The 25,441-nt window shown below is 73.1% G+C and carries 20 protein-coding genes; 8 read left to right on the forward strand and 12 right to left on the reverse strand.

Annotation, left to right across the window (positions count from 1 at the left end):
• Nucleotides 1–2: 2 nt before the first annotated feature.
• From ACWCPW_RS43725 to ACWCPW_RS43735, 3 genes are all read right to left on the reverse strand, one after another.
• Nucleotides 3–1,235, reverse strand: a complete 1,233-nt coding sequence (locus tag ACWCPW_RS43725; protein ID WP_449767197.1) for an ABC transporter permease — start codon at nt 1,233–1,235, stop codon at nt 3–5.
• A gap of 13 nt (nt 1,236–1,248) precedes the next feature.
• Nucleotides 1,249–2,886: an ABC transporter ATP-binding protein gene (locus ACWCPW_RS43730; RefSeq protein WP_449767198.1), complete on the reverse strand. Its 1,638-nt coding sequence runs from the start codon at nt 2,884–2,886 to the stop codon at nt 1,249–1,251.
• A 109-nt stretch (nt 2,887–2,995) separates the two neighbouring features.
• On the reverse strand, nt 2,996–4,066 hold the full coding sequence (locus ACWCPW_RS43735) for a BMP family ABC transporter substrate-binding protein (protein ID WP_449767199.1): 1,071 nt from the start codon (nt 4,064–4,066) through the stop codon (nt 2,996–2,998).
• A gap of 657 nt (nt 4,067–4,723) precedes the next feature.
• On the opposite strand from ACWCPW_RS43735, the gene mtnA reads away from it, so the two are divergent.
• Entirely contained in the window at nt 4,724–5,719 is a 996-nt protein-coding gene (gene mtnA / locus ACWCPW_RS43740; protein ID WP_449767200.1) for an S-methyl-5-thioribose-1-phosphate isomerase, read from the forward strand.
• A gap of 116 nt (nt 5,720–5,835) precedes the next feature.
• On the opposite strand, the gene mtnB is transcribed toward mtnA, so the two are convergent.
• Entirely contained in the window at nt 5,836–6,483 is a 648-nt protein-coding gene (gene mtnB / locus ACWCPW_RS43745) for a methylthioribulose 1-phosphate dehydratase (RefSeq protein ID WP_449767201.1), read from the reverse strand.
• Nucleotides 6,484–6,666: 183 nt separating this feature from the next.
• The gene (locus ACWCPW_RS43750; protein WP_449767202.1) at nt 6,667–7,632 is read right to left on the reverse strand and encodes a LysR family transcriptional regulator; all 966 of its coding nucleotides are present in this window, start codon (nt 7,630–7,632) and stop codon (nt 6,667–6,669) included.
• Nucleotides 7,633–7,860: 228 nt separating this feature from the next.
• Here ACWCPW_RS43750 and snpA point away from each other — a divergent pair, with 228 nt between their 5' ends.
• From snpA to ACWCPW_RS43765, 3 genes are all read left to right on the forward strand, one after another.
• Nucleotides 7,861–8,532 (forward strand): snapalysin, encoded by a 672-nt coding sequence (snpA, locus tag ACWCPW_RS43755; protein ID WP_449767203.1) that lies wholly within the window; start codon nt 7,861–7,863, stop codon nt 8,530–8,532.
• A 340-nt stretch (nt 8,533–8,872) separates the two neighbouring features.
• A complete protein-coding gene (locus ACWCPW_RS43760; protein WP_449767204.1) occupies nt 8,873–9,283 on the forward strand; it encodes an NTP pyrophosphohydrolase in 411 nt (136 codons plus the stop codon).
• 146 nt (nt 9,284–9,429) lie between these two features.
• Nucleotides 9,430–9,885, forward strand: coding sequence for a hypothetical protein (locus ACWCPW_RS43765; RefSeq protein ID WP_449767205.1), 456 nt, complete (start codon nt 9,430–9,432; stop codon nt 9,883–9,885).
• A 35-nt stretch (nt 9,886–9,920) separates the two neighbouring features.
• Here the strand turns inward: ACWCPW_RS43765 and ACWCPW_RS43770 are convergent, their stop codons facing one another.
• The gene (locus tag ACWCPW_RS43770) at nt 9,921–10,880 is read right to left on the reverse strand and encodes a hypothetical protein (RefSeq protein WP_449767206.1); all 960 of its coding nucleotides are present in this window, start codon (nt 10,878–10,880) and stop codon (nt 9,921–9,923) included.
• A 573-nt stretch (nt 10,881–11,453) separates the two neighbouring features.
• Between ACWCPW_RS43770 and thpR the strand changes: the two genes are divergently transcribed.
• On the forward strand, nt 11,454–12,041 hold the full coding sequence (thpR, locus tag ACWCPW_RS43775) for an RNA 2',3'-cyclic phosphodiesterase (RefSeq protein WP_449767207.1): 588 nt from the start codon (nt 11,454–11,456) through the stop codon (nt 12,039–12,041).
• Between the two features lie 401 nt (nt 12,042–12,442).
• On the forward strand, nt 12,443–13,789 hold the full coding sequence (locus ACWCPW_RS43780) for a sulfite oxidase (protein ID WP_449767208.1): 1,347 nt from the start codon (nt 12,443–12,445) through the stop codon (nt 13,787–13,789).
• Between the two features lie 161 nt (nt 13,790–13,950).
• Here the strand turns inward: ACWCPW_RS43780 and ACWCPW_RS43785 are convergent, their stop codons facing one another.
• The 3 genes from ACWCPW_RS43785 to ACWCPW_RS43795 form a co-directional block, all read right to left on the reverse strand.
• Nucleotides 13,951–16,170 (reverse strand): NADP-dependent isocitrate dehydrogenase, encoded by a 2,220-nt coding sequence (locus ACWCPW_RS43785; protein WP_449767209.1) that lies wholly within the window; start codon nt 16,168–16,170, stop codon nt 13,951–13,953.
• Nucleotides 16,171–16,270: 100 nt separating this feature from the next.
• On the reverse strand, nt 16,271–16,813 hold the full coding sequence (locus ACWCPW_RS43790) for a PucR family transcriptional regulator (RefSeq protein WP_449767210.1): 543 nt from the start codon (nt 16,811–16,813) through the stop codon (nt 16,271–16,273).
• 9 nt (nt 16,814–16,822) lie between these two features.
• Entirely contained in the window at nt 16,823–17,497 is a 675-nt protein-coding gene (locus ACWCPW_RS43795; protein WP_449767211.1) for a GAF domain-containing protein, read from the reverse strand.
• A 265-nt stretch (nt 17,498–17,762) separates the two neighbouring features.
• Here ACWCPW_RS43795 and ACWCPW_RS43800 point away from each other — a divergent pair, with 265 nt between their 5' ends.
• Together ACWCPW_RS43800 and ACWCPW_RS43805 are read left to right on the forward strand one after the other, a co-directional pair.
• A complete protein-coding gene (locus ACWCPW_RS43800; RefSeq protein ID WP_449767212.1) occupies nt 17,763–19,061 on the forward strand; it encodes an NAD(P)/FAD-dependent oxidoreductase in 1,299 nt (432 codons plus the stop codon).
• Nucleotides 19,062–19,395: 334 nt separating this feature from the next.
• Nucleotides 19,396–20,733 carry an alpha/beta hydrolase family protein gene (locus ACWCPW_RS43805; protein WP_449767213.1) on the forward strand — a complete coding sequence of 446 codons (1,338 nt, stop codon included), beginning with the start codon at nt 19,396–19,398 and terminating at the stop codon, nt 20,731–20,733.
• Between the two features lie 238 nt (nt 20,734–20,971).
• Here ACWCPW_RS43805 and ACWCPW_RS43810 read toward each other — a convergent pair whose 3' ends face one another.
• From ACWCPW_RS43810 to ACWCPW_RS43820, 3 genes are all read right to left on the reverse strand, one after another.
• Nucleotides 20,972–22,021, reverse strand: coding sequence for an LLM class flavin-dependent oxidoreductase (locus ACWCPW_RS43810; protein ID WP_449767214.1), 1,050 nt, complete (start codon nt 22,019–22,021; stop codon nt 20,972–20,974).
• A 55-nt stretch (nt 22,022–22,076) separates the two neighbouring features.
• The gene (locus ACWCPW_RS43815) at nt 22,077–23,555 is read right to left on the reverse strand and encodes an MFS transporter (protein WP_449767215.1); all 1,479 of its coding nucleotides are present in this window, start codon (nt 23,553–23,555) and stop codon (nt 22,077–22,079) included.
• Between the two features lie 280 nt (nt 23,556–23,835).
• On the reverse strand, nt 23,836–25,350 hold the full coding sequence (locus ACWCPW_RS43820) for an FAD-dependent monooxygenase (protein WP_449767216.1): 1,515 nt from the start codon (nt 25,348–25,350) through the stop codon (nt 23,836–23,838).
• Nucleotides 25,351–25,441: the final 91 nt, after the last annotated feature.

Below are 25,441 nucleotides of genomic sequence, written 5' to 3' on the forward strand. Positions count from 1 at the left end.
GGTCAGTTACCTCCGTCGCCGCGCGCGGGAGCGAGCGGCCCGGCGACGCCGGTCTCGAGTACGCCGGCGTCGATCGAACCGGGCTTGGCATCGGGCGGTGGTGGATGGGCCTCGGCGTCGGGTCCTCGGCCGAGCCGGCGCAACCAACCGCCCTTGCGGAAGACGCCGCCGCGCACCGCGAGGAACAGGATCACCACGGCCTGGAGTACGGCGGTGAGCTGCTGCGGCACCGCGGTCTCCTGCTCCATGCCGAAGCCGCCGATGGTCAGCGCGGCGAAGAAGAAGCCGGCGGCCACCGTGCCCAGCGGGGACGCGGCGGCGAGCAGCGCGGCGAGCAGGCCGGTCCAGGTGTAGCCCGGCGTGATCAGCGCGCCGTCGACCAGGCGGTACGGGAAACCGAGCACGGCGATCGCGCCGACCAGGCCGGCCAGCGACCCGGAGGCGAACATCAGCCGCAGGGTCAGCCGGGAGCGGTCCACCCCGGCGTAGCCGGCGAAGCGCGCGCCCAGGCCGGTCATCCGCACCTCGTAGCCGGCGGCGGTGCGGTGGTCGACCACGAAGTAGACCACCGCGGCCAGCACGATCAGCACGATGCCGACGCTGACCCCGGTACCCGCGCCGGATCCGGCGGCGAACTCGGGCAGCTTGACGCCCTCCGGCAGCCGGTCGGTCTGCGGGATGCCGGAGCCCTTCTGGAGCAGCGGGAAGCGCACCATGTAGGACACGAACGACATCGCCGGGTAGCTCAGCAGCAGGCTGGAGACCAGCAGCGGCACGCCGCACCGGGTCTCCAGGACGGCGGCGAGCGCGGCCCACAGACCGCCCGCGAGCACGCCCGCGAGCAGCGCCAGGATCACGGTGATCACGTCGGGGAAGGGCGAGTACAGGCCGACCGAGGCGGCGGCCAGGCCACCCAGCACGAGTTGGCCGTCGCCGCCGAGGTTGACCAGGCCCGCGCGCAGCGGGATGGCCAGCGCCAGCGCCATGCCGACGATGGGGATGCACTCGCCGAGCGTGTCGCCGATGCCCTCGGAGCCGAACGCCCCGGTGAGCACCGAGCCGTACGCGGTCAGCGGGTCGGCTCCGGTGCCGGCCAGGATGATCGCGCCCAGGATCAGCGCGGCCACGATGGACACGGTGACCGGGGAGAACACCACGCCGCGCACGCGCAGCGCCAGATGCGCGATCGGACCGGATGGGTGCTCGGTGGCCGTACCGGCCTTGCTGGCAGTCATATCTGATAACCCGTCAGGCCTGGTGGGCGGTGGTCGGTGCGCCGGCCTGCCGGCCGTCGCTGTCGGCCTCGGCCTCGGCGTCCGTCGCGGCGTCGGTACTCGTGCGGGTGGCGGTGCCGCCCGCCATGGCCAGGCCGATCGTGCGCACGTCGGCCTCGGCGCGCGGCAGTTCGGCGACGATCCGGCCCTCGTACATGACCAGGACGCGGTCCGAGAGCGCGAGGATCTCGCTCAACTCGGCGGAGACGAGCAGGATGCCGTGGCCGGCGTCGCGATACTCGATCAACCGCGCGTGGATGTTCTCGATCGAGCCGATGTCCACGCCGCGGGTGGGCTGCTCGACCAGGAGCAGCGGCGCGTCGTGGGTGATCTCCCGGCCGAGGATGGCCTTTTGCTGGTTGCCGCCGGACAGCGTGCCGATGGTGACCGAGGAGGAGGCGGCCTTGACCCCGAAGCGCTCGATCACGCGCGCGGCGTGCTCGCGGATCGCGGTACGCCGCAGGAAGCCGCCGCGGCCGGCCAGCGGCGGGCCGCGGTGGAAGCCCATCGCGAGGTTGTCGGCCAGCGAGGCGTCGCGCGCGGCGCCGACCGTGGCCCGGTCCTCGGGCACATAGGCCAGGCCCGCGCGGCGCCGGTGCCGCACCGAGGCGTCGCCGACGTCGTGGCCCGCCACGAGCACTCGGCCCGCGCCGCTCGGGCGCAACCCGGCCAGCGCCTCGACCAGTTCGCTCTGTCCGTTGCCGGCCACGCCCGCGATGCCGACGATCTCGCCCGCGCGCACGGTCAGCGACACGTCCTCGACCAGCGGCTTGGCGCCGCGTCCGGCGGAGACGGTCAGGCCCCGTACCTCGAGCACCTCCGCGGCGGGGGCGCCGGCCGGGTGGGTGCGGTCCAGGTCGATCCGGCGGCCGGTCATCGCCAGCGCGATCTCGGCCGGGGTGGTCTCGGCGGTGGCGAGCCGGGCGGTGACCCGGCCGTCGCGCAGCACGGTGACCCGGTCGCTGACCGCCATCACCTCGCCCAGCTTGTGGGTGACCAGCAGGACGGTGCGCCCGGAGCGGGCCAGTCCGCGGATCACCTCGAGCAGCCGGTCCGCCTCGGCCGGGGTCAGCACGGCGGTGGGCTCGTCCAGGATCAGCACCCGCGCGTCGCGGTAGAGCAGCTTGAGGATCTCCACCCGCTGCTGGACGCCGACCGGCAGGTCCGCGACGCGCGCGTCGGGCGGGACGCGCAGGCCGTGTGTCTCGACCAGTGCGGCGACCCGGGCGCGCGCCGCGGCGCGGTCGACCAGGCCGCGCCGGGTGGGTTCGCCGCCGTAGACCACGTTCTCCGTGACGGTCAGCGAGGGGAAGAGCTTGAAGCCCTGGTGGACCATGCCCAGTCCGGCCGCGATGGCCTGCACGGGCGAGCCGAACGAGTGCTCGGTGCCGCGCAGCAGGATGTGGCCGGCGTCCGGTCGTTGCAGGCCGTACAGGATCGACATCAGGGTCGACTTGCCCGCGCCGTTCTCGCCCATGACCGCGTGGATCTCGCCGCGTTCGACCCGCAGGTCGACCCGGTCGTTGGCCAGCACGCCCGGGAAACGCCGGACGATGCCGCGCATCTCGACCTCGGCGATGGCACCGGGGGCGGCGGCGTGCTGATCGTTCATCGGGCGTCTCTCCGGTGGGAAGGGGGCGAGGCCTGGCGGGGTGGCCGCCGGTGTCGGGTCGGTGGACCCGACACCGGCGAACCGCGGGCAGTCCGCGACTGCTCGGCGACTACTTGGCGGCGGCCGGGTCGGCCACGGTGATCGTGCCCGCGACGATCTGGTCGCGCAGGCCCAGCACGGTCTTGAGCACGTCCGGGTGCTGGGCGATCAGGCACTGCGAGGTCTCCAGGCCGGGCTCCATGCCGGTGAGCGTGATGCCGCCCTCCTTGAGGCCGTACGAGGTGACGCCGCCGGGCTTGCCGCCGACGATCTGCTCGACGCCCTGCGCGACCGCGACGTCGGTGCGCTTGATCACGTTGTCCACGACCGTGCCCGGCGCCGCGGAGCACTGGTTGACGTCGACGCCGTACGCCTGGACACCGGCCGCCTTGGCCGCGTTGAACACGCCCAGGTTGCCCGCGGCGGAGGCGGCGCCCATGACCTGGTCGACGTCCTTGGCCTTGAGCGACGCGGTCTGCTCGCTGGCCCGGGCCGGGTCGTTGAACGGCTTCTGGCCGCCGACGAACAACTGGGTGAAGGCGCTCGCCGGGTTGGTCTGCTTGGCGCCGGCGCCGAACGGGTCGGAGAAGCGGCGGATCTGCGGGCTGTCCAGCGCGACCACCGCGCCGACCTTGCCGCTCTTGGTCAACAGGCCCGCCTCGGCGCCCGCGAGGAAGGTGCCCTCGTGCTCGCGGAAGGTCGCGCAGGTGATGTTCGGGTACGGCTTGGTGGTGCACGAGTCGACGAACAGGAACTGCTGCTTGGGGTTGGCCTCGGCCTGCTGGGCCAGCACATCGGCGAACTCGAAGCCGACGGCGACCACGACGGCGGGCTTCTGGCGGACCGCGGCCTCGACGTTCTGCTGGATCGCGCTGGTGTCCTTGCTCTCCAGGACGGTCGCGCTGCCGCCGGCCTTGCGGGCCGCGTTCTGCGCGCCGGTGGCGGCGAGCTTGAGGAAGTCGTTGACGCCGATCGGTTCGGGCGTCACCAGCACGACGTTCTTCGCCGAGTCGCCGCCCGTGCCGCCTGCGGCCGGGGACTTGTCCTTGTCGGCGGAGGCGTTGCACGCGGTGGCGGCCAGCGCGGTGCCGACGACGAGTGCGGCCACGGTCAGGCGGTGGCGCGAGGTGATGCGGTACATGAGCGTCCTTGAGAGGAGTGTCGACCCCGGCGGGGCGGTGCGGAATCGGCGGTTCGGGGACGGGAACCTCGCGGTCCCGCGGGTCTCGGCGCGGACGGCGCCGCGACCCTTCGGGGGCGATGTGTTCGCGTGTGTCGATCGGCGGTGGGGTGATCGTTCGGTGGGCGATCGATCAGTACAGGCGCCGACAACAGCGGCCGGTGCGGCGGATACAGACGCCGCGCACACCGCGCTTGTCGAGCGGAAGCGGCGGACTGTCACACGCCATGGAGCGGCCGCGGCACTCGATACGTACGTCATGACGCCACGTTTCGGCCACAGCCTGCTCCCTTCCGATCACACCAGTCCGGGTCTCGATGTGATCATCACATCCGACTGGTTTCGGGGGAGGTTAGCACCCTCACCAGGCACTTCTCGCTCTTGTTCAGAATGTGGACAGATTGTCCACGATGTGAACATTCGGTTACCGGACCGATACGCGGCCGTCCCGGATGCCGGGCGGGAGTCGGGACCGAGCCCGCCGGCCACGTAGCATCCGTAGTGCCGAGGCACGCGCTCGCTCCCACCCGCGGCGTGCCGGCGGGCCGGTGCCCTCGCCCGCCCGTGCGGCCGCCGCCCGCGCCCGGCGCTCGACCACCCGCCCGGAAAGGACCCCCGATGGCCTCCGAGATACGCTCGCTCGCCTGGCACGGCACCGGCCTGCGCCTGCTCGACCAGACCGCGTTGCCGCAGCGGATCGTGCACCTGGACATCACCGACGTGGACGCGCTGATCGACGCGATCCACAGGCTCGCGGTGCGCGGCGCGCCGGCACTGGGCGCGGCCGGCGCGTTCGGCGTCGCGGTGGCCATGCTGCAGGCCGCACGCGAGGGTTGGGACGCGGACCGACTGGCCGCCGAGGTCACCCGGATCCGGGACGCCCGGCCCACCGCGGTCAACCTGGCCGGCGGCGTGGACCGGGTGTTGCCGTTCGCGGCCAAGGGTGTGGACGCGGTGCTCGCCGAGGCGGAGGCGGTGGTCCGCGAGGACGTCGAGGCCAACCACGCGATCGGCCGGCACGGCGCGGACTGGATCCTGTCCCGGGTCGAGCGCCGGCCGCTGCGCGTACTGACCCACTGCAACACCGGCTCGCTGGCCACCGCCGGTTGGGGGACCGCGCTGGGGATCATCCGCGAACTGCACGCGCGCGGCGTCCTGGAGCTGGTCTACGTCGACGAGACGCGCCCGCTGCTCCAGGGATCGCGGTTGACCGCCTGGGAGTTGGACCAGGAGGGCATCGCGCACCTGGTCCAGCCGGACGGCGCGGCGGCGAGCACCATCCTGCGCGGTCTGGCGGACGTCGCGGTGATCGGCGCGGACCGGATCGCCGCCAACGGCGACACCGCGAACAAGATCGGCTCGGTCGGCGTCGCGCTGGCCTGCGCCGACGCGGGCATCCCGTTCGTGGTCGCGGCGCCGCTGACCACGTTCGACGCAGCGACCGCGCACGGCGACGAGATCACCATCGAGGAGCGCCCCGAGTCCGAGGTGCTGGAGGTGGCCGGCGTCCGGGTCGCCCCGGCCGGCTCGCGCGCGTTCAACCCGGCCTTCGACGTCACTCCGGCCCGGCTGATCAGCGCGATCGTCGACGAGACGGGCGTACGCGAGTACTGACCCACGGCGCGCGGGGGCGGGGCCACGAGTGCATCGTGGTCCCGCCCCCGCGCGTTGTGGGCCTGCGGGCCTGTGGGCCTGTGGGCCGATGGGCGTGCGGGCGCCGCGGGTCGGGCTCAGCCCTCGGCGACGCGGTATTCGAGGAGCCATTCGACGATCTCGGCGTGGTGCCGAGCCTGGATCGGGTCCGCGCCCCAGACGTACATCCCGTGCGAGGCGACCACGACGGCCGGCACGCCCGGGACCAGCGTGGCCTCGAGCCGGTCGCCGAGTTCGGTCATGTCCTGGCTGTTGGCGATCACCGGGATGGTGACCGTCTCGTCGTGCGCGGAGCGGCCGATGCCCTTGAGCATCTCCAGGTCGCGCAACTCGATTCCGGCCGGCCAGCGCCGACCCGCGCGCACGGCGGACACGGTGTGCACGTGGAAGACCGCGTTCGCGCCGGTGAGCGCGACGACCCGGGCGTGCAGCGCGGCCTCGGCGGACGGCCGACGCGGCGGCGTGCTCGCCTCCTCCGGGACCGGTACGCCGGCCGCGTCCACCACGACCAGGTCGTCCGGCGTCAACTCGCCCTTGTCCAGGCCCGAAGCGGTGACCGCGATCCGCAGCGGCTCGCGCGAGAGCACCACGGACAGGTTCCCGGAGGTGCCGCGCATCCAGCCGAGCCCGGCGAAGCGCGCCGCTTCCCGCGCGAGGGTGGCGCCGGCGTCCGCGCGCACGGAGGCCGGGACCAGGGCAGGGCCGGCGGCGTCGGGGGTCGTCATGAAGGTTCCTTACTGTTCACGGTCCGGACGCACCGGCTCACAGTGTGGTCGAACCGGTAGTGCGAGCCATCATTTCACCCGCGCCGAGGCGAGCCCGGATCGGCACCGGCGCGAGTGGCCGTGTGGCCGGCCGTGCGAGCGCCTTTGGGCCGGGCGGCCGCGCTCGCGGCGCGGCGATCGGTCCTACGCGTCGTAGCGCAGGATCGGGCTGTCCTCGCGCAGCAGCCGTTGTCGATAGGCCACCGCGAGCCACGCGGCCTCGCGGTAGGCGGCCTCCAACTCGTGATAGACGGTGTCGATCAGGGCCGGGGCGGGACCGTTCTCGGTGCGGAAGGCCAGGAACAGCCGGACCGCGAGCGGATCGCCCGCCAGCGGTCGCACCGCCATGTCCGGCCGGGGCCGCGACGTGGGCTGGCACGGGGTGACCACCTCGCCGATCGCGACCAGGGACGCCGCGGTGAGGTAATCACCGTGCAGGATGCGGGGGTTGATGCCGGCGTCGGTCAACACCTCGCGCAGGCCCTCCCATTCGCCGTCCACGCTCGGGTCGACCATCCACTGGTCGTCGGCCAGCTCGGCGAGCTTGACCTCGGACTCGGCGACGGCCGGATGGTCCGGGGACATCGCGATGAACTGCGGTTCCCGCTCGACCAGGACGCGGCGTCGCACACCGTCCGGCACGCGCAGCGGGAAGCCCTCGACCTCGTGCACGAACGCGACGTCGAGCTGGCCGGCGGCGACCATCCCGAGCAGCGTGCTCGCGGACACGTCCACCCGCAAATAGGTGTCCGTGGTGGGCAGTCGCAGCCGCAGCCGGCGCAACCAGTCGGCGATCACCCGGTTCGCGGTGCCGCCGATCCGTAGGTGCGGACCGGCGGTTCGGACCGCCTCGGCCTGGGTGTCGATGACCAGCGCGCTCATCTCGGCCATGATGGGGCGGGCCCGATGCAGCATCGTGAGCCCCAGTGGAGTGGGTCGGCTGCCGGTCCGGTCGCGGACGAACAACGGTGCGCCCAGAGCGTTTTCGATTCGTCTGAGCTGTGCGGTCAAGGACGGCTGGGTCATGCCGAGCAACCGGGCCGCGGCGTGCAGGCTGCCGGTGTCGCCGATGGCACACAGTGCGCGGAGGTGCCTCACCTCGAGCTCCATGATGCGGAGGATAGGACGCACCACCGAGGTCGTACCAGACACCTGTGCGCGCGGGATCGGCGGGGAGGCGTGAATCTTGTGTAACACGATGCGTGAATGCGCGGTGACGGTGCGGGAACGGGTGGTGATACGACCGTGCTATCGCCGATTGTCATCATCCGGGCCGGACCGGGCTCCCGTGAGACTCGTTGCGCACCGAACAGGTCTTCGGCACCCAAGGAGCCCCCCATGTCCCCAGTGCGTCCCCGGAATCCCCGTAAGACCATCGTCACCGCCATGCTCGGCCTCGGCCTCGCCGCCGGACTGATCGCCGCGCCCGCCGCGGCGGCCGGCACCGACGGAGTCGCGGCCCCCCTCCGCGCCTCCGCGCACTACACCTCCGCCCAGGAGGACCAGGCGCAGAACCAGGCCTTCCTCGACGCGGTGATGAAGTCCGTGGCGGCCAAGCGTGCCGCGGCGCCGAACTCGGCGGCGGCGGTCACGGTCGTGTACAGCACCGCGAACGCACCCAGCTTCCGCACCCAGATCGCCCGCTCCACGCAGATCTGGAACAGCTCGGTCACCAACGTCCGCCTCCAGGAGGGCAGCAACCCCGACTTCCGGTACTACGAGGGCAACGACTCGCGGGGTTCGTACGCGAGCACCGACGGCCACGGCAACGGCTACATCTTCCTCGACTACCGGCAGAACCAGCAGTACAACTCGACCCGGGTCACCGCCCACGAGACCGGACACGTGCTCGGTCTGCCGGACCACTACTCGGGTCCGTGCAGCGAACTGATGTCCGGCGGCGGCCCCGGCACCTCCTGCACCAACGCGAACCCGAACGCCGCGGAACGCTCGCGGGTGAACCAGCTCTGGCGCAACGGCCTCGTGGCGTTCTCCGCGGCGGCCTCCTGACCCGATCCGGCGACGCGCACCCGGACACCCGGGGCTCCCCCGCGCGTCACCTCGTCCCCTGATCCGGCACCCGACCACCGCCCCCCGCGGTGGCCGGGTGCCGTTCCACGCCCGGGGGCGGGGCCCTTTGCTCCGCCGGGCCCTCGGCGCGCCCCGACGCCCACGCCGTTGCCACCCCGATTCGCGCCCCGCGGCGTCCCGCCCTGCGGCTCTGCGTCGCCGCCCCGCCCCGCCGCCCCGCTGCCGCGCCGCGCCGTTTGGTTCGGCTGGGTTGGTTCGGTTCGCCGCGTTGTCGCTGTGTCGGGCTGTTGTGGGGGGTGGGGGTGGGCAGGATGGGGGGATGGGCGGTGGTGTGGTGGTGGTGGATGGGGCGAATGTGGTGGGGGCGGTGCCGGACGGGTGGTGGCGGGATCGGCACGGGGCCACCGAGCGGTTGCGGGACGCGTTGGCGGGGATGGCGGCGGCGGGGTTGCCCGGTGGCGGCTCCGTGCCGGAGTGGGCGCGGCGCGGGCCGTTGGACGTGGTCCTGGTGGTCGAGGGCGCGGCCGGCGGAGTCGCCGAGGTGCCCGGCGTTCGGGTCCTGCGCGCCTCGGGCAGCGGTGACGACCGCATCGTCGAGTTCGTCGCGGCCGAGTACGCGAGAACGCCCGCGCGTCGTTGCCTCGTGGTGACCGCCGACCGCGACCTGCGGGAGAGGGTGCGCGCGTTCGCCGCCGAGGTGACCGGTCCCCGGGCGGTGCGTCCGGGCTGATCGCGCCGCCGGGATTCGGGCTCGCCGCGAAGGGCGGATATCGTGAGGTACGGCGGCCCCGCCCACGCGGGTCCGACGTCCCGAGGTCCCGTCCGCGTCGCCGGCCGTACCCGACACCCGATCCGTGGGCAATCGCCGGAGGAACCATGACCACCAACCGAGTCCGCAAGGGCGTGATCCGAGGCCGGATGGCCGCCTCCGGCGAGTCGTACGTCGTCGCCGCCCGGCGGATGACCGTTCCGCGCGGGTCCAAGGCCCCCGACGCGCGGACCGCCGCGGCGCTGGCCACCCGCTACTGGGAGCCCGCCGAGAGCCTCGATCTGCCCTGTCCGTGCGGCGGCACCTGCGCCCCCGGCGAGCGCTGCACCCGCTGCCACGCGACCTACCGGCACGCCGCCCGGATCCCCGGCAGCGACACCGACGTCGAGCTCTGGCAGGACCGGTACGACTGCACCGGCTGCGCGAACACCTATTCCTTCACCGTGACCCTCCCGGACCGACCCTGGGGCACCGTGCAGACCGTGCCGCAGCGCGGCGGCCGGGAACCGATCGTCCGGATCAAGCCGTTCGAGGGCATCGGCCACCCGAACCTGCCCGCCTGACCCGGCCCTCGATCCGCGCGAAGCCCGCCCGGGGCTCAGCGCTTCTCGCGGTCCGGTACGCGCTCGAACCGGAAGCGCTGGTCGGCCGTGCCCGAGCAGCCGGCCTGCGCGGCCTCGGCCCCGATCGAGATCTCGGCGGGGCCGCCGAGGATCCCGACGCACAGGCCGCTGTGCACCGGCCGGAGCCGAAAGAGCCCGGGCAGGAGCGGGTCGGCCGGTTCGATCAGAAAGCGCTCGTTGGCGGCACCCGTGCATACGCCGGGGCTGAGCAGCGCGCCCGGGGTCAACAACGCCTCGTCCACGCGCAGGCAGCCGACGCCCTCCACCGGATGGCGCCACTCGATCTGGTAGACGTCCGGGGCCAGCGCCTTGAGGTAGGTGTCCGGGACCAGACCCGCACACGGGCGTTGCACGGCCAACGGCCGGTCGGTGCGCCCGTTGCGCTCGGGGCCCTCACCCAGGCACAGCGACTGGTCGACGATCTGGCCGGGCTTGACCAGGTATCGGCCGTCGGCGAGGCGGGAGACGTCCTGGTCGTCGGAGTAGTGGCGGACGGCGAGAACCGAGCCGATCGCGATCAGCACGACGACCACGCCGATCACCATCGGCACCGCGCCGCGGCGACGCCACCACGGTCCCGGCGGCGGTTCGTCCGCCGAACCGGCGGCCGGCTCGGGCGGTTCGACCACCCGGCGTTCGGCGACGCGTCCCGCCGCGAGATCCTCGCGGACCGCGATCCAGCGCGCGGCGGCGTCGGCGTCCAGTCCGCAGGCGAACACCAGCGCCTCGACCAGATCGGCTCTGGGCAGCGTGCTGCGACCGAGCGCCGCGGCCACCGTGCTGGCGGGCAGTACATGCCCGGACGCCTCGGCCTTGGCCGCCAGTTGACGGTACGTCAGCGCCGACCACTCGCGCAGGGCACGCAACGCGGCCACGTACTCCGCCGCCGTGGTCGCGGAGTCCGGTTGTGGAGCACTGTCGTCACGCCGTGTCACGAGTCTCCCGTTCGTTCGCACCGACACACACTCGCCGTAGCTGATTCGGCACCCATCGTGCCGGCAGTTCGACGGGTCGGGGAGTCCCAGAAAAGCGATAATCCGGACCCGAATCGATCGATTCCGCGGAGGGGCCGGCAGCCGGTCCGCGACGGCCCTCGGATCGGCGTCCGGTCCGGACCCCTGTCCCGTCCCGTTCGGAACGTGTTCCGGTCGGCGCCGTGACCAGCCGGGACACGCGGTCGCCGTCCGGGACACGCGGATCACCTTCCCGCCGGCCGCCCCGGACCCGCAGTGTCGAACCGTTCGCCGGGCCGGCCCGCCGGGAGAACGGGGGCGGCGGGCCGCAGACGTGCGAGCGCCGGCGCGTCCGGGTAGCGCGTGACCGACGGTGGGTTCGTCGGCCGGGGAAGCGCGCGACCCGGACGACGGAGCGGGGTCGCACGCGCGGTGCGTCGGGTCGCGGCGGGTGGCCGGGGCGAGTGCGTCCCGGCGCGATTTCGGCCGTGTCGGTGGGCCGGCGCGCGGGGGCCGGCGCGCGATGGTCGGCGGTGATGCGGTACGAAATCACCTGTGATCGACGATGCCCCGACGCCGCCCAGGACCGTACGACTGTTTGTGGCGCTCGCCCCGCCGGACGATGCCAAGGACGAACTGGCCCGGGCGCTGCGGCCGGTGCACGCCGCGCATCCGCGGCTGCGCTGGAACCGGATCGAGGACTGGCACATCACCCTCGCCTTCCTCGGCGAGGTGGCCCTGGACGTGGTCGAGGCCCTGCGCGCGCCGCTGGCCGAGGTCGCCGCCTCGACCCGGCCGGTCGACCTGGAACTGCGCGGCGCCGGGCAGTTCGACGAGCGGGTCCTGTGGAGCGACGTGCGCGGCGACCTGGCGGCGCTGCACACGCTGGCCGACGCGGTTCGCGGCGTGGTCCGGGCGGGCGGCGTCGTGTGGGAGGACCGCCCGCTGCGCGCGCACCTGACGCTGGCCCGGGCCCGTCGGGACAACCCCGACGGCATCGGGGCCGCCGCGCGCGAACTGGCGGACTTCGTCGGCCGCCGCTGGTCGGCGCGCCGACTGCACCTGGTCGGCAGCAACTTCGGCCGGGGCCCGGGCCCGATCCATTACCGCGACGTGGACGCCTGGCCGCTGGCCGGGAGCTGAGGCCCATCGCCCGGCCGCCGCGCCCATCGCCTCGGCGGCCGAAACCCGGACGCGGCCCGGGGCCGACGGCGCCTCGCCGACGGCCCGGGCGCCGGGGACGCATCGCTCCGGCTCCACCACGTCGGCACGGCCGCGGCGCCGCGCGGTGACCCCCGGCCGCGGCGGAGGGCCGAGCCCGGGACCGGATCTGCCGCCGGCCGGCCGTCGACGGTTCGCGGTCGGGTCCTCTAGCATCGCGCTGTGATCCTCGGCCACCGCCGCACCAGCATGAACGCGCCTTCGCGCGTCGCCGTGCCGCGTTGTCGCTGTTGTTGATCCGACCTTCTCCGCGCGATCGACGCACCGCCGCGCCCGGATGTCCGCGCGCGCCTCCCGACGTCCCCTCAGCAGAGGAAGCCTCGATGACACCGATCAGCGAAGTCTCGTACGACCGACACCGGTTGCGGCAGTGGATCGGCGGAACCGCCCGCGCCGACGGGGTGCCCAGACGCGAACTGCTCAAGCTGCTCGGCGCGGCGGGCGTACTCACCGCGCTGCCCGCGGGCACCGCGTACGCGGCCGACCCGACCGCTCCCACCGCCCCTGCCGCCCCCACCGACGCGAGCCCGACCTCCGCGCCGGCCGCGCCGCCCGCCGCCGGAAGTGCCCTCGCGGCCCCGGGGATCGTCAAGCCGCTGCCACCCGAGCTGTTCACCATCCGGGGCACCAACGCGGAGACCAACTTCCACGCGTTGCGCGGGAGCGGCTATCACACCCCGGTCGACCGGTTCTTCGTGCGCAACCACACCTCGACACCGCAACTGTCCACGCGGGACTGGCGGTTGCGGCTGTGGGGGAGCGGCCTGCGCGGGTCCGCCGACCAGGCCCACGCGATCGAACTCGACCTGGCCGACCTGCGCCGACTGCCCGCCCACACCCATTCGGCCGCCATCGAGTGCGCCGGCAACGGCCGCAGCTTCTACACCTCGCAACAGGGCGAGTCGGTGGCCGGCACCGCCTGGACGCTCGGCGCGATCGGCGTGGCCCGGTGGCGCGGCGCGCGGCTGTCGGACGTGCTGCGCCGCGCGGGTCTGCGCCGCGAGGCGGTGGACGTGCTGCCGCGAGGGCTGGACGAGGAGTACGTCACCGGCGGCGTCAACCTCGGCCGGGTCCGCCGGCCGTTGCCGTTGGCCAAGGCGCTCGACGACGTGCTGCTCGCGTACGAGATGAACGGCGAGCCGCTGACCGCCGATCACGGTGCGCCGGTGCGGGTGGTCGTGCCGTCGTGGGTGGGCATCTCCTCGATCAAGTGGGTCGGCGACATCGAGGTCTCCGCGCAGCCGCTCTACTCGCCGTGGAACACCGACTTCTACCGGCTGTTCGGGCCCGCCCACCCCGAGGGCGGCAGCGCGCCGCTGACCCGACAGACCCTCAAGAGCGCCTTCGAACTGCCCACGGGTGCCCGCTTCGCGCCGCACGTCACGCACCGTCTGGACGGCCGCTCCTGGTCCGGCGCGGGCGGCATACGCCGGGTGGACGTCAGCACGGACGGCGGCGCGACCTGGCGCCGCGCGCGGCTGCGGGACCGGCCGCGTCGGGACGGCTGGGTGCGCTGGAGCGTGGACTGGCAGCCCACCACCGGCGGCCCGACGGAACTGCTCGCCCGGGCGAGCGACACCTCGGGGCGGGTGCAGCCCGATCGTTCGACGTTCAACACCCAGGGCTACTTCTTCGACGCGGTCGTGCGCCACCCGGTGACCGTCGACTGAGCGCCGGTTCGGCCACTCCCGGCACGGGAGACGCCGAACCGCCCCGACCGGGCGCAGTGCCGGTCGGGGCGGTTCGAGGGTGTCGGCCCGGGTTCGAGGGTGTCGGCCCGGGTTCGCGGGGATCGGGCCGACCCCGAGGAGGTCGGCCCGCCCCGAACGGGTCAGCCCAGCGAGGCGATGGCCTCGTTGAAGGTGGCCGACGGGCGCATCACGGCCGACGCCTTGGCCGGGTCGGGACGGTAGTAGCCGCCGATGTCGGCGGGCGAGCCCTGTACCGCGATCAGTTCGGCGACGATCGTCTCCTGCTGCTCGGTCAGCGTCCGGGCCAGGCCCGCGAACGCCTCGGCGAGCGCCGCGTCCTCGGTCTGCGCGGCCAGCTCCTGGGCCCAGTACAACGCCAGGAAGAAGTGGCTGCCCCGGTTGTCGATGCCACCGAGCCGGCGGCTGGGCGACTTGTCGTTGTCCAGGAAGGTGCCGGTGGCGCGGTCGAGCGTGTCGGCCAGCACCTGGGCACGGGCGTTGCCCACGGACTGGGCGAGGTGCTCGAAGCTGACCGCGAGCGCGAGGAACTCGCCCAGGCTGTCCCAGCGCAGGTAGTTCTCCTTGACCAACTGCTGCACGTGCTTGGGCGCCGAGCCGCCGGCGCCGGTCTCGAACAGGCCGCCGCCGTCCATCAGCGGGACGACCGAGAGCATCTTCGCGCTCGTGCCCAGCTCCAGGATCGGGAACAGGTCGGTGAGGTAGTCGCGCAGCACGTTGCCGGTCACCGAGATGGTGTCCTCGCCGCGACGGATGCGCTCCAGCGAGTACGCGGTCGCCTCGACCGGCGACATGATCTCGATGGTCAGGCCCTCGGTGTCGTGCTCGGGCAGGTACGCGCGGACCTTCGCGATCAGGTTCGCGTCGTGCGCGCGGCCCTCGTCCAGCCAGAACACCGCCGGGCTGCCGGTCGCGCGGGCGCGGGTGACGGCCAGCTTGACCCAGTCCTTGATCGGCGCGTCCTTGGTCTGGCACATCCGGAAGATGTCACCCGCGCCGACGACCTGCTCCAGGACCGCGGTGCCCGCGCCGTCGACGACCCGCACGATGCCCGCGGTGGGGATCTCGAAGGTCTTGTCGTGGCTGCCGTACTCCTCGGCCTTCTGCGCCATCAGACCGACGTTGGGCACCGAGCCCATCGTGGCCGGGTCGTAGGCGCCGTTCTTGCGGCAGTCCTCGATGACGACCTGGTACACGCCTGCGTAGCTGCTGTCCGGCAGCACGGCCAGGGTGTCGGCCTCCTTGCCGTCCGCGCCCCACATGTGACCGGAGGTACGGATCATGGCCGGCATCGAGGCGTCCACGATCACGTCGCTGGGCACGTGCAGGTTGGTGATGCCCCGGTCGGAGTCGACCATCGCCAGCGCCGGGCCGGAGGCCAGCTCGGCGTCGAAGGACGCCTTGATCCGCGCGCCGTCCGGAAGCGACTCGAGACCCTTGAGGATCGCGCCGAGACCGTCGTTGGGGCTCAGACCGGCCGCCGCGAGCGCGTCGCCGTGCTCGGCGAAGGTCTGCGGGAAGTAGGCGCGGACCGCGTGGCCGAAGATGATCGGGTCGGAGACCTTCATCATGGTGGCCTTCAGGTGCACCGACAGCAGCACACCCTCGGCCTTGGCCCGGGCCACCTGCGCGGCGAGGAACTCGCGCAGCGCCGCCGCGCGCATCACCGAGGCGTCCACGACCTCGCCCGCCAGCACCGGTACCGACTCGCGCAGCACGGTGGTGGTGCCGTCCTCGGCCACCAGCTCGATGCGCAGCGAGCCCGGCTCGGCGATCACGGCGGACTTCTCGGTGGAGCGGAAGTCGTCGGCGACCATGTGCGCGACGTTGGTCTTCGAGTCGGCCGTCCACACGCCCATGCGGTGCGGGTGCGCCCGGACGTAGTTCTTGACCGACGCGGGGGCGCGGCGGTCCGAGTTGCCCTCGCGAAGGACCGGGTTGACCGCGCTGCCCAGGGTCTTGCCGTAGCGCGCCCGGACGTCCTTCTCCTCGTCGGTCTTCGGGTCGTCCGGGTAGTCCGGAAGCGCGTAGCCCTGCTCGCGAAGCTCGGCGATGGCCGCCTTGAGCTGCGGGATCGAGGCCGAGACGTTCGGCAGCTTGATGATGTTGGCCTCGGGCGTCTTGGCCAGGTCACCGAGCTCGGCGAGCGCGTCCTCGAGCCGCTGGTCCGCCTTCAGGTGGTCGGGGAAGTGGGCGATGATCCGCCCGGCCAGGGAGATGTCACGGGTCTCCACCTTGACCCCGGCCGTCGCCGCGTACGCCTGGACCACGGGCAGGAACGAATACGTCGCCAGGGCCGGGGCCTCGTCGGTGTGCGTATAGATGATGGTCGGGTCAGTCACAGGATGCTCCGCTCCATGTCCGCAACATTGCTCGACATCAAGATATCTTGCGGCGGAACCCCTCGCGTCCCGCCCCCCGCCCGTCCCGGCAGCCACGGGGTCACTCGGCGTCGGGCCGGTCCGGACCGGCCGGGGCGCGGAGTTTGAGGCCCAGATGCAGGGTCAGCCGGTCGTCGCCGTGGTCCAGCCGGCAGCCGGTGAGCGCCTCGATCCGACGCAGCCGGTGGTACAACGTCGCCCGGTGCACGCACAACAACGCGGCGGTGCGCCGTACATCGCCGGCGTGGTCGAGGAAGGCGGCCAGTGTCGGCAGCAGCACCCCGTGAGCGTCCGCCCGCTCCAGCGCGACCAGGGCCGGCACCCGAGCCGCCGCGCGCAGCTCCGCTGCGGGCAGCCGCAGAAGCAGGTCGTAGGGCCCCAGCGCACCACTGCGCGCGATGTCGCCCAGGCCGGGCACCAGCAGCGTCGCGCGCACGGCCGGCAGCGCCTGCCGGTACGAATCCGGCACCAGGTCGAGGCGATCCACCGGCGCGCCGACCCCGACGACCACCCGTCCGGCGCCGTGGGTCAGACCCCGGAACCTGGCGGTGATCCGCGCACCGAGCACGTCCGGCAGCTCCGCCGCCGCGGCGGCCGGCGGCACCAGCAGGATTTAGGCCCGCGAGCGCTGGGCGACCATCAGCCGGCCCCGCTCCGGGAGCGCCCGCAGGCCGTCCTCGACCGCCGCGGCCAGCGCGACCTCGCGCGAGCCGTCCGTGGCTCCCGGCTCTTCGACGCACTGCGCCGCGATCACCCGGAACGGGCCGGCCCCCTCGGTGAACACCTGCTCGGCGCGCAGATCCGCGGCGGCCTGGAGCCGACCGGCCGGATCGGACCCGACCAGCTCGCGGAGGATCGCCTCGTGCCGGGCCTTGACCCGCTCGCGCAACAACAACCGCCGGTACAGCACGACGCCGGCCCGCCCGGCCGCCGCCTCGGCCAGGGCGAGCTGCGCCTCGGTCGCGGGCGGCGCGTCGTCGATCAACCACAGGTAGCCCAGCAGCAGCCCGTCGCAGCGGATCGGCGCACACCAGCGCGGCCGGGTGCCCGCGACGTCGATCAGCACCCGGCCCGGTCGGGTCCAACCGGCGATTCCCTGGGCCGGCACCCGGTCGGCGATCTCGGGCCGCACCGACCGGTTCAGCACCGAGGCCACCCGGACCGCGTCCTCGTCGCCGAAGTGTCGACTGGCGGCCAACAACCGGATGCCCGCGTCGTCGATCGCCACGGACCGCTGCAGGCGCTCGGAGAGCTCGTCGACCAGGGATTGCAGATCGTCGTCACCCATCGGACCTCCTCCGTGCGCGCCGTGCGGTCGACGGTCGGGCCGGAGTACGCCCCGCTTGGAGCACGGGCCGGGCCGCGACCACGCCCCGCCCGGGGCGCGGACCCGGCCGGGGGCGCGACGATCGTCGCATCGACCGGTCGCGATCCGCGACGGTGGTCGACTGCCCCGGAGCGGTCCGCCGGTCAGACTGGAGCGGTGACACGGACCGGGACGACCCACCGGGCACCCGTCCGCGTGCCGCCGCATCGCCAGGGAGGAAACCCGGATGAACACGGACGTCGTGGTGGTCGGAGCAGGGGTGATCGGCGCGTCGATCGCGCTCGAACTGGCCAGAGCCGGACGACGGGTGCTCGTGGTGGACAAGGCCGGCGGGGTCGGCCTGGGCTCCACCGGCGCTTCCAGCGCCGTCATCCGATTCAACTTCTCCACGCACGCCGGGGTGGCCGCGTCGTGGGAGGCGCAGTTCTGCTGGCGCGCCTGGCGCGAGCACCTGGGCTGCGACGTCGGCGACCCGGTCCGGTTCGTACGCTGCGGCCTGGCCCTGCTCGACGTGGACGCCGCGCCGCGCGGCGCCTACCTGCCGCTGTTCGACGCGGTCGGGGTGCCCTACGAGGAGTGGGACGCCGACACCCTGGCGGCCAGGATCCCGGGCCTGGACACCGGGCGGTACGGGCCGCCCAAGCGCCTGGACGACGAGGACTTCTGGGCGGAGCCGGCCGGCACGCTCGGTGCGGTCTTCACGCCCGACGCGGGCTACATCAGCGATCCGCAACTGGCCGCGCAGAACCTGGCCGCGGCGGCGACGCGGTACGGCGCCGAGTTCCGGTTCCGGCGGACCGTGGTCGCGGTGCGCTCGACCGGCGACCGGGTGGTCGGCGTGACCTTGGACGACGGCACGGTGGTGGCCTGCCCGACCGTGGTCAACGCGGCCGGTCCGTGGTCCGGCCGGGTCAACGAACTGGCCGGGGTGGGTGCCGACTTCACCATCGGCGTGCGGCCGATGCGGCAGGAGGTCGGATACCTGCGGGCGCCCGCCGGCTACAACCCGGAGGGGGCGGCCGGGGTCACCGTGGCGGATCTGGACCTGGGCGTGTACCTGCGCGGCGAGGTCGACGGCGGACTGCTCGTGGGCGGCACCGAGCCGGAGTGCGACCCGCTCCAATGGCTCGACGACCCCGACGCCGCCGACCCGAACCCGACGCCGGACGTCTTCGAGGCGCAGGTGACCCGCGCGGCCCGGCGGCTGACCGGGCTGACCGTGCCCAATCGGCCGCGCGGCATCGCCGGGGTGTACGACGTCGCCGACGACTGGACGCCGATCTACGACCGCACCGACCTGGACGGCTTCTATGTGGCGATGGGCACCAGCGGCAACCAGTTCAAGAACGCGCCGCTGGTGGGGCAGTTGATGGCGACCCTGATCGAGGGCGTGGAGAGCGGGATCGATCACGACGCGAAACCGGTGCGGTTCGTCGGCGTACACACCGGCGAGCCGATCGACCTGGGCGCGTTCTCCCGTCGGCGCAGCGTCAACACGGCCAACTCCGGGACGGTGTTCGGCTGATGCCTTCGTGCCGCCGGTAACCGGCACGTCGTCGGGCCTTCCGTATCGCCTTCGCACCCGCACTCTCGAACGCCTTCCCACCGCATTCCTCATCGCCTTCCCACCGTGCTCCCCATCGCTTCCCCGCCAGGCTCCTCATCGCTTCCGATTGTGTTCCGCCTCGCTTTCCGGCGGTCGCCCGGCGGGTGTTCGCCGACTCCGCGTCGGAACACCGCCGGGCGGCAGTCGGGCGACCGTCGGGCGCGTCCGAACCACCGAATGGAGATCGTGTTGACTCCCGAGTACTTCGACACCGTCGAACAGCACTTCCGGCGGTCCCGACGCGCTGGTCTGCGTGACGAGCCCGCAGGCGGGCGAGGAGGGCTGGTACACCGCCGACCTGCGGCGGATCGCCCGGGCCGACGGTAGGCAGACCGTACTGCGCACGGGTGAGCGGCAGTTCGGGGTGCCGTCCGCGACACCGTCGGGACGTGCGGTGGCCGTGGTGGAGGCGTTGTGCTCCGATCGCCAGGTGGTCGCCGGGGACCTGGTGCTGCTCGCGGTGGATCGCTCCGGGGCCGCGACGGACGCGGTGCGGATCGACACGAACGGCGTGGACGTCACCTCGACCGGCTGGCTCGACGAGGACCGGCTCGGGTGGGCCGGCATAGCCGGGCTGGACACGGTGGTCGGCGAGTACGACCGCACCTCCGGCAAGGTCACCGAACTCTGCCGCGGCACCGAGACCTTCGGTGGCCGCTACCCCGAGCTCTCCTTCTCCGTGCACGGGCACGCCGGAGTGCGGCACGGCTACGATCGCTATCCGGAACTGGCGGTCGTGGCAGGGCAGTCGGTACGCACGATCGCGTCACTGAGCCATCCGGGCGCGGAGCACGTGAGGGAGCGGGCGGGCATCGCCGAGGCGGTGAGCTGGACCGCCCCCGACGGCCTGGAGATCCAGGGGATCCTGTGCCGACCGGCGGGCCCGGGGCCGTATCCGCTGGTGACCCATCTGCACGGCGGCCCGGTCTGGAGCTTCCGCAACAGTTGGTCGTCGGCCTTCCAGGGCACGCCGTTGCTGGTGAGCCGGGGATACGCGGTGCTGCACCCCAATCCGCGCGGCAGTTCCGGGCGCGGACAGCGGTTCGTCGAAGGGGTGTTCGGCGACATGGGCGGCGCGGACACCGGGGACATCCTGTCCGGGATCGACGCGATGGTCGCCCGGGGCATCGCCGATCCGGCTCGCCTCGGCGTGATGGGCGGTTCGTGCGGCGGGTTCATGTCGGCGTGGCTGATCACCCAGGACGCGCGGTTCGCGGCGGCGGCGCCGACCGCCCCGGTCACCGACTGGATCTCGCAGCACCACACCTCCGACATCCCGCACTTCGACCGGATCTTCCTGGCCAACGAACCGCTCTCGTACACCGGCCGCTACGTCGAGCGCAGCCCGCTGCGCTTTGCGGCGAGCGTGCGCACGCCCACCCTGGTGACGGCGGGCGCGTTGGACCGCTGCACGCCCGCCGGGCAGGCCCGGGAGTTCCATCGCGCGCTGGTGGAGGCGGGCGTGGAGTCGACGCTCGTGGTGTATCCCCGGGAGGGCCACGGAGTGCGCGCCTTCCCGGCCGTGATCGACCACTGCGCCCGGCTGCCGGCCTGGTTCGACAAGCACATGGCCCCCGGTCCGGCGGCCTGAGACCCGCACGCGCGCCGGACCGGGGCTGGTGCCCGCCCGCTCACGGGGATGGAGGCGGGCGGGCACGGAGCGCCCGGCGGCCGGGGTCGGGCCGTCGAGCGGTCTGGTGGTATCGCTGCCCCGCCGCCCGCGACGCAACCGGGTTCGCGGGTCGGTTCACCGGCCGGCCGGCGGGTCGGGCGGCCGGTCGGGGCGAGCGACCGGGGGGTCGAGCGACCCGGGTCAGGGGGTCGGGGGGTCAGCGGGTCAGCGAGTCGGCCGAGTGCGCCGAGGGCACCAGTCCGGTCGCTTCGGCGAGGATCTCGAACGAGCGGATGCGGTCGTCGACACCGTGCACCAGGGTCAGCGCCATGAGTTCGTCGGCGCCGGTGCGGTCGACGAACGCGTCGATCTTGGCCGCGATGTCGTGCCGTCCGCCGACCAGGTGCGCCGCTATCCGCTGACGGACGAACTCCCGCTCATCCGGGCTGTATTCGAAGGCCTCGGCGTATTCCGGGCTGGGGTAGGGCCCGGTGATCCCGCTGGTGCGCTGGAGCAGCGACGACAGCCCCATCGGTCCGGCCAGCCACTCCGCCCGCTCCTGCGTCTCGGCGACGATCACGATGGCCGCGACGATGGCGTAGGGGTGGTCCAGGTCGGCCGACGGACGGAAGTTCTCCCGGTAGGTGGCCAACGCCGGAATGGTGTTCTCCGCGCTGAAGTGGTGTGCGAACGCGAACGGCAGGCCGAGCATGCCGGCCATCCGGGCACTGGAGGGGCTCGAGCCGAGCATCCAGATCGGCGGCCGGTTGCCCTCCGCCGGGATCGCGCTGACCGGGGAGATCGGGCCGCCGTGTGCGGGCGACTCGAAGTAGTCCAGGAGTTCGGCAAAGCGCTGCGGGAAGTCGTCACCGGGGTCGGAACTGCGGCGCAGCGCCCGGGCGGTGATCGGATCGGTGCCCGAGGCCCGGCCGATGCCCAGGTCGATCCGGTCGGGGTGCAGCGCCTCCAGGGTGCCGAACTGCTCGGCGACCACCAGCGGGGCGTGGTTGGGCAACATCACCCCGCCCGAACCCACCCGCAACCGCGAGGTGGCCGCGGCGATCCGACCGATCATCAACGGCGGCGAGCAGCTCGCGATGTTGGGCGCGTTGTGGTGTTCGGCCATCCAGTAGCGCAGATACCCGAGTCGGTCCACGCTCTGCGCGATCCGAACGGTGTCGCGCAGTGCCTGGGCGGCCGAGGCACCGCTGGCCACGGGTGCGAAGTCCAGCACCGACAGGGGAAGTCGACTGCTTGTGTCCGTCATGCGGGAAGTTCCTTCCGAAGGGCCGGTCGGCGCCGGACGCGGCACGGGACGCGGTTCAGGCGGCGGGCTTGGGGGCGGGGGGTTTGGGGCGGATCACGAAGATCGACACGACGAGTGCGCCGACCGCGAAGACCGCCGCGCCGATGGCCGCGGTGGAGATGCCTTCGGTGAGCACGTGGTGTGCGGTCTGTTCGGGATCGAGGCCGGCCGGCGGGTGCTCGGCGGCGTTCTTGCTCGCGGTGCCGGAGATGGTGGCCAGGATGGCCAGACCCAGGCTCGCGCCGACCTGCTGGAGGGCCTGGAGCAGGCCGGAGGCGGCGCCCGCGTCCTTGGGCGGGACCTCGGACAGGATGATCATGTTCAGTGGCATGAAGCTCAGTCCCGAGCCGATGCCGAACAGCAGCATCGGTCCGACCACGCCGCCCGCGTAGCTGCTGGAGTCGTCGATCTGCGTCAGCCACAGGATGCCCAGCGCGACCAGGACGCCGCCGAAGACCAGGATCGGCTTGGGGCCGAACTTGGGCAGCAGCTTGGGTGTTGCCCGGGCGAAGGCGAACTGGCACAGCGCCATCGGCAGGAACGCGCAGCCGGCCTTGAGCGGGCTGTAGCCCATCACGGTCTGCAGGAACTGGGTGAGGAAGAAGAAGATCGCGAACATGGTGGCGGGCAGCAGCAGCATGTTCAGGTACGCGCCGGCCCGGTTGCGGTGCGCGAGCAGGCGCAGCGGGGTGATCGGCTGCGCGGCCTTGGACTCGATCGCGATGAACGCGGTGAGCAGCACCCCGGCCAGGACGAGCGCGCCGATGGTCAGACCGTCGCTCCAGCCGTCGGAGGCGGCCCGGATGCAGCCGTAGACCAGGGCGACCATGCCCGCGGTCGAGGTGACCGCGCCCAGGATGTCGAAGCGGCCGGGGTGGCGCTCGGGCTGGCGGATGTACAGCGGTGCCAGGGCGAGGATGCCGATGCCGATGGGCACGTTGATGAACAACACCGCGCGCCAGGAGGTGGCGTCGGTGAGCAGGCCGCCGAAGACCAGGCCGAAGGCCATGCCCGCGCCGGACACCGCCGAGTAGACGGCGAGCGCCTTGGCGCGGGCGGGACCCTCGAAGTTGGTGTTCAACAGCGCGAGGGTGCTGGGCGCGGCGAACGCGGCGCCCACGCCCTGGAAGGCGCGGGCGGTGAGCAACATCGCCTCGGAGTTGGCGAAGCCGCCGACCAGCGACGCGAGCGTGAACAGCGCGATGCCGGCGATGAAGACCTTGCGGCGCCCGAGGATGTCGCCGGCGCGCCCGCCGAGCAGGAGCAGCCCGCCGAAGGCGAGCGTGTACGAGTTGATGATCCAGGTCAGGCCGGTGGGTGAGAAGTCCAGGGCCTCCTGCATGTCCGGCAGTGCGATGTTGACGATGGTCGCGTCCAGGATGACCATCAACTGGCAGGCCAGGATCACGGCCAGCGCGAGGCCGGGGCGGCGCTCGCGTCGTTCGACGGCCGAGACCGGATCGGCCGGTGTGCCAACTGCCGGCGGGGTCGACATGGTGCCTCCACAAGGGGCCAAGAAGGGGGAACGGTGAGCGTGCGCGGGCTCGGGGTGCCCGCAGCGATGACCGTTGTGCCGGTCGGGTGTGGCCGGCCGGGGCAAGGCACGCGACGGCGCCCCTTCCGGACCGAAAGCAAACCGGAGGATCTCTCGACTTACGATACGGAGGAACTCTCGACTTTTCAATCGCATCAGCAACCCGCGTGTCCGGTCCGGGAATTGGGGCCGGGTACACGGTGCACCGGGCGGACGAACGCGCGGGCGAACGAGCGGGTCCCTACGCGGGCGCGCCGAGCCAGCCGGTCAGGGCGAGTCGCAGGCCGCCGTCCCCGGTCGCGCCTTCCGGGCGGATCCAGGCGGCGTACCCGTCGGGCCGGAGCAGCACGGCCGAGGCGGCCGACTCCGGGACCGGGGCGGCCTGTACCACGTCCACCCGGTCCTTCCAGCCGGTGATGTCGAACGGCTCGGCGCCGCCCGCCGACAGGTCCAGGAGCACCGCGCGGCCGGTCCGCAGCACCCGGTCCACGCTCGTCGCGCCCGCCTCGGTGACCAGCGCCGCGTCCGGGAAGCGCTCGCCCAGCAGGGCGTGCGCGCCCACCTCGGCGGCGGCGCCCCCGTCCGCGCCGATGCCGGACCGCTCCGCGACCGGGTAGCGGATGTCCACTCCCGCGATCATGTGCACCAGATGCCGGCTGACCTCCTCCTGTGCCAGCAGCTCGCCCAGCACCTCGCGCAGCGGCTCGGCCTCGGCAAGCGGGAACATCAGCGACAACTGGGCCCGCGTGTTCATCAACACCCGTGCGGCCACCGGGTGTCGCTCGACGGCGTAGGTGTCCAACAACCCCTCCGGCGCCCACCCCTGGATCGTCGCGGCCAGTTTCCAGCCCAGGTTCACCGCGTCCTGCAAGCCGGTGTTCAGCCCCTGGCCGCCGATCGGGAAGTGCACATGGGCGGCGTCGCCCAGCAGGATCACCCGCCCGCGCCGATAGCGCTCCGCCTGCCGCGCGGACGAGCCGAACCGGGACAGCAGTTGCGGAGTACCCAGGTCGAACTCGCGGCCCACCACGCGTCGGATCTGCCGGTGCAACTCCTCCTCGGTGACCGGGACCTCGCGTCCGGTCCGGGGCGCGCCGAACTCCGCCACGGTGACCCGGACCAGCTCGTCCTCCAACGGGATCAGCGCGAACATCCCGTTCGGGTGCAGTGACGGGTCGATCCGGATCTGCCGCTCCACCGGGATCCGCAGGTCGCCGGTGATGCCGTCGGCCACCGACGGCGTGCCGGGAAAGTCGATGCCCGCCCGCTTGCGCACCACGCTGGCGCCGCCGTCGGCCCCGGCCAGATACGCGCCGGCCACCCGGTACTCGCCGTCCGCCGTGCGCACCGTGACGGCGACCCCGGACTCGTCCTGGGTGAAGTCGGCGACCTCGTGCCCCCGGCGCACGTCCACCCCCAACTCCACCGCGCGCTCCTCCAGATGCTGCTCGATCCGGCGCTGCGGCACCCGGCGCGGCACCAGGTGCTCCTCCAGCCCGGTGAACCGCAACATCCCGAAACCGAAGTGCTTGATCGGCGCGTACTCGAACACCGGTGCGGCCAGGCCGCGTTGCTCCAAAGCCCGAATCGAGCCGTACTGCAGCCCGAGCGCCCGGGACCACCCCGGCGGCTCCGCCAACCGCTCCAGCACGATCGTGCGCACGCCGGCCAGTGCCAACTCACAGGCCAACATCAGGCCGCTGGGCCCGGCCCCCGCGACGACTACCGTGCGATCGCTGTGCTCGGTGCGTTCCATCTCGACTCCTCGGCGATGTGCGATGTCCGATGTGCGATGTGCGATGTGTGACGAGGGGGATCCGCCGACACGCGGGCGCGGCCCCGGGCGC

The organism is Embleya sp. NPDC001921 (assembly GCF_053594475.1).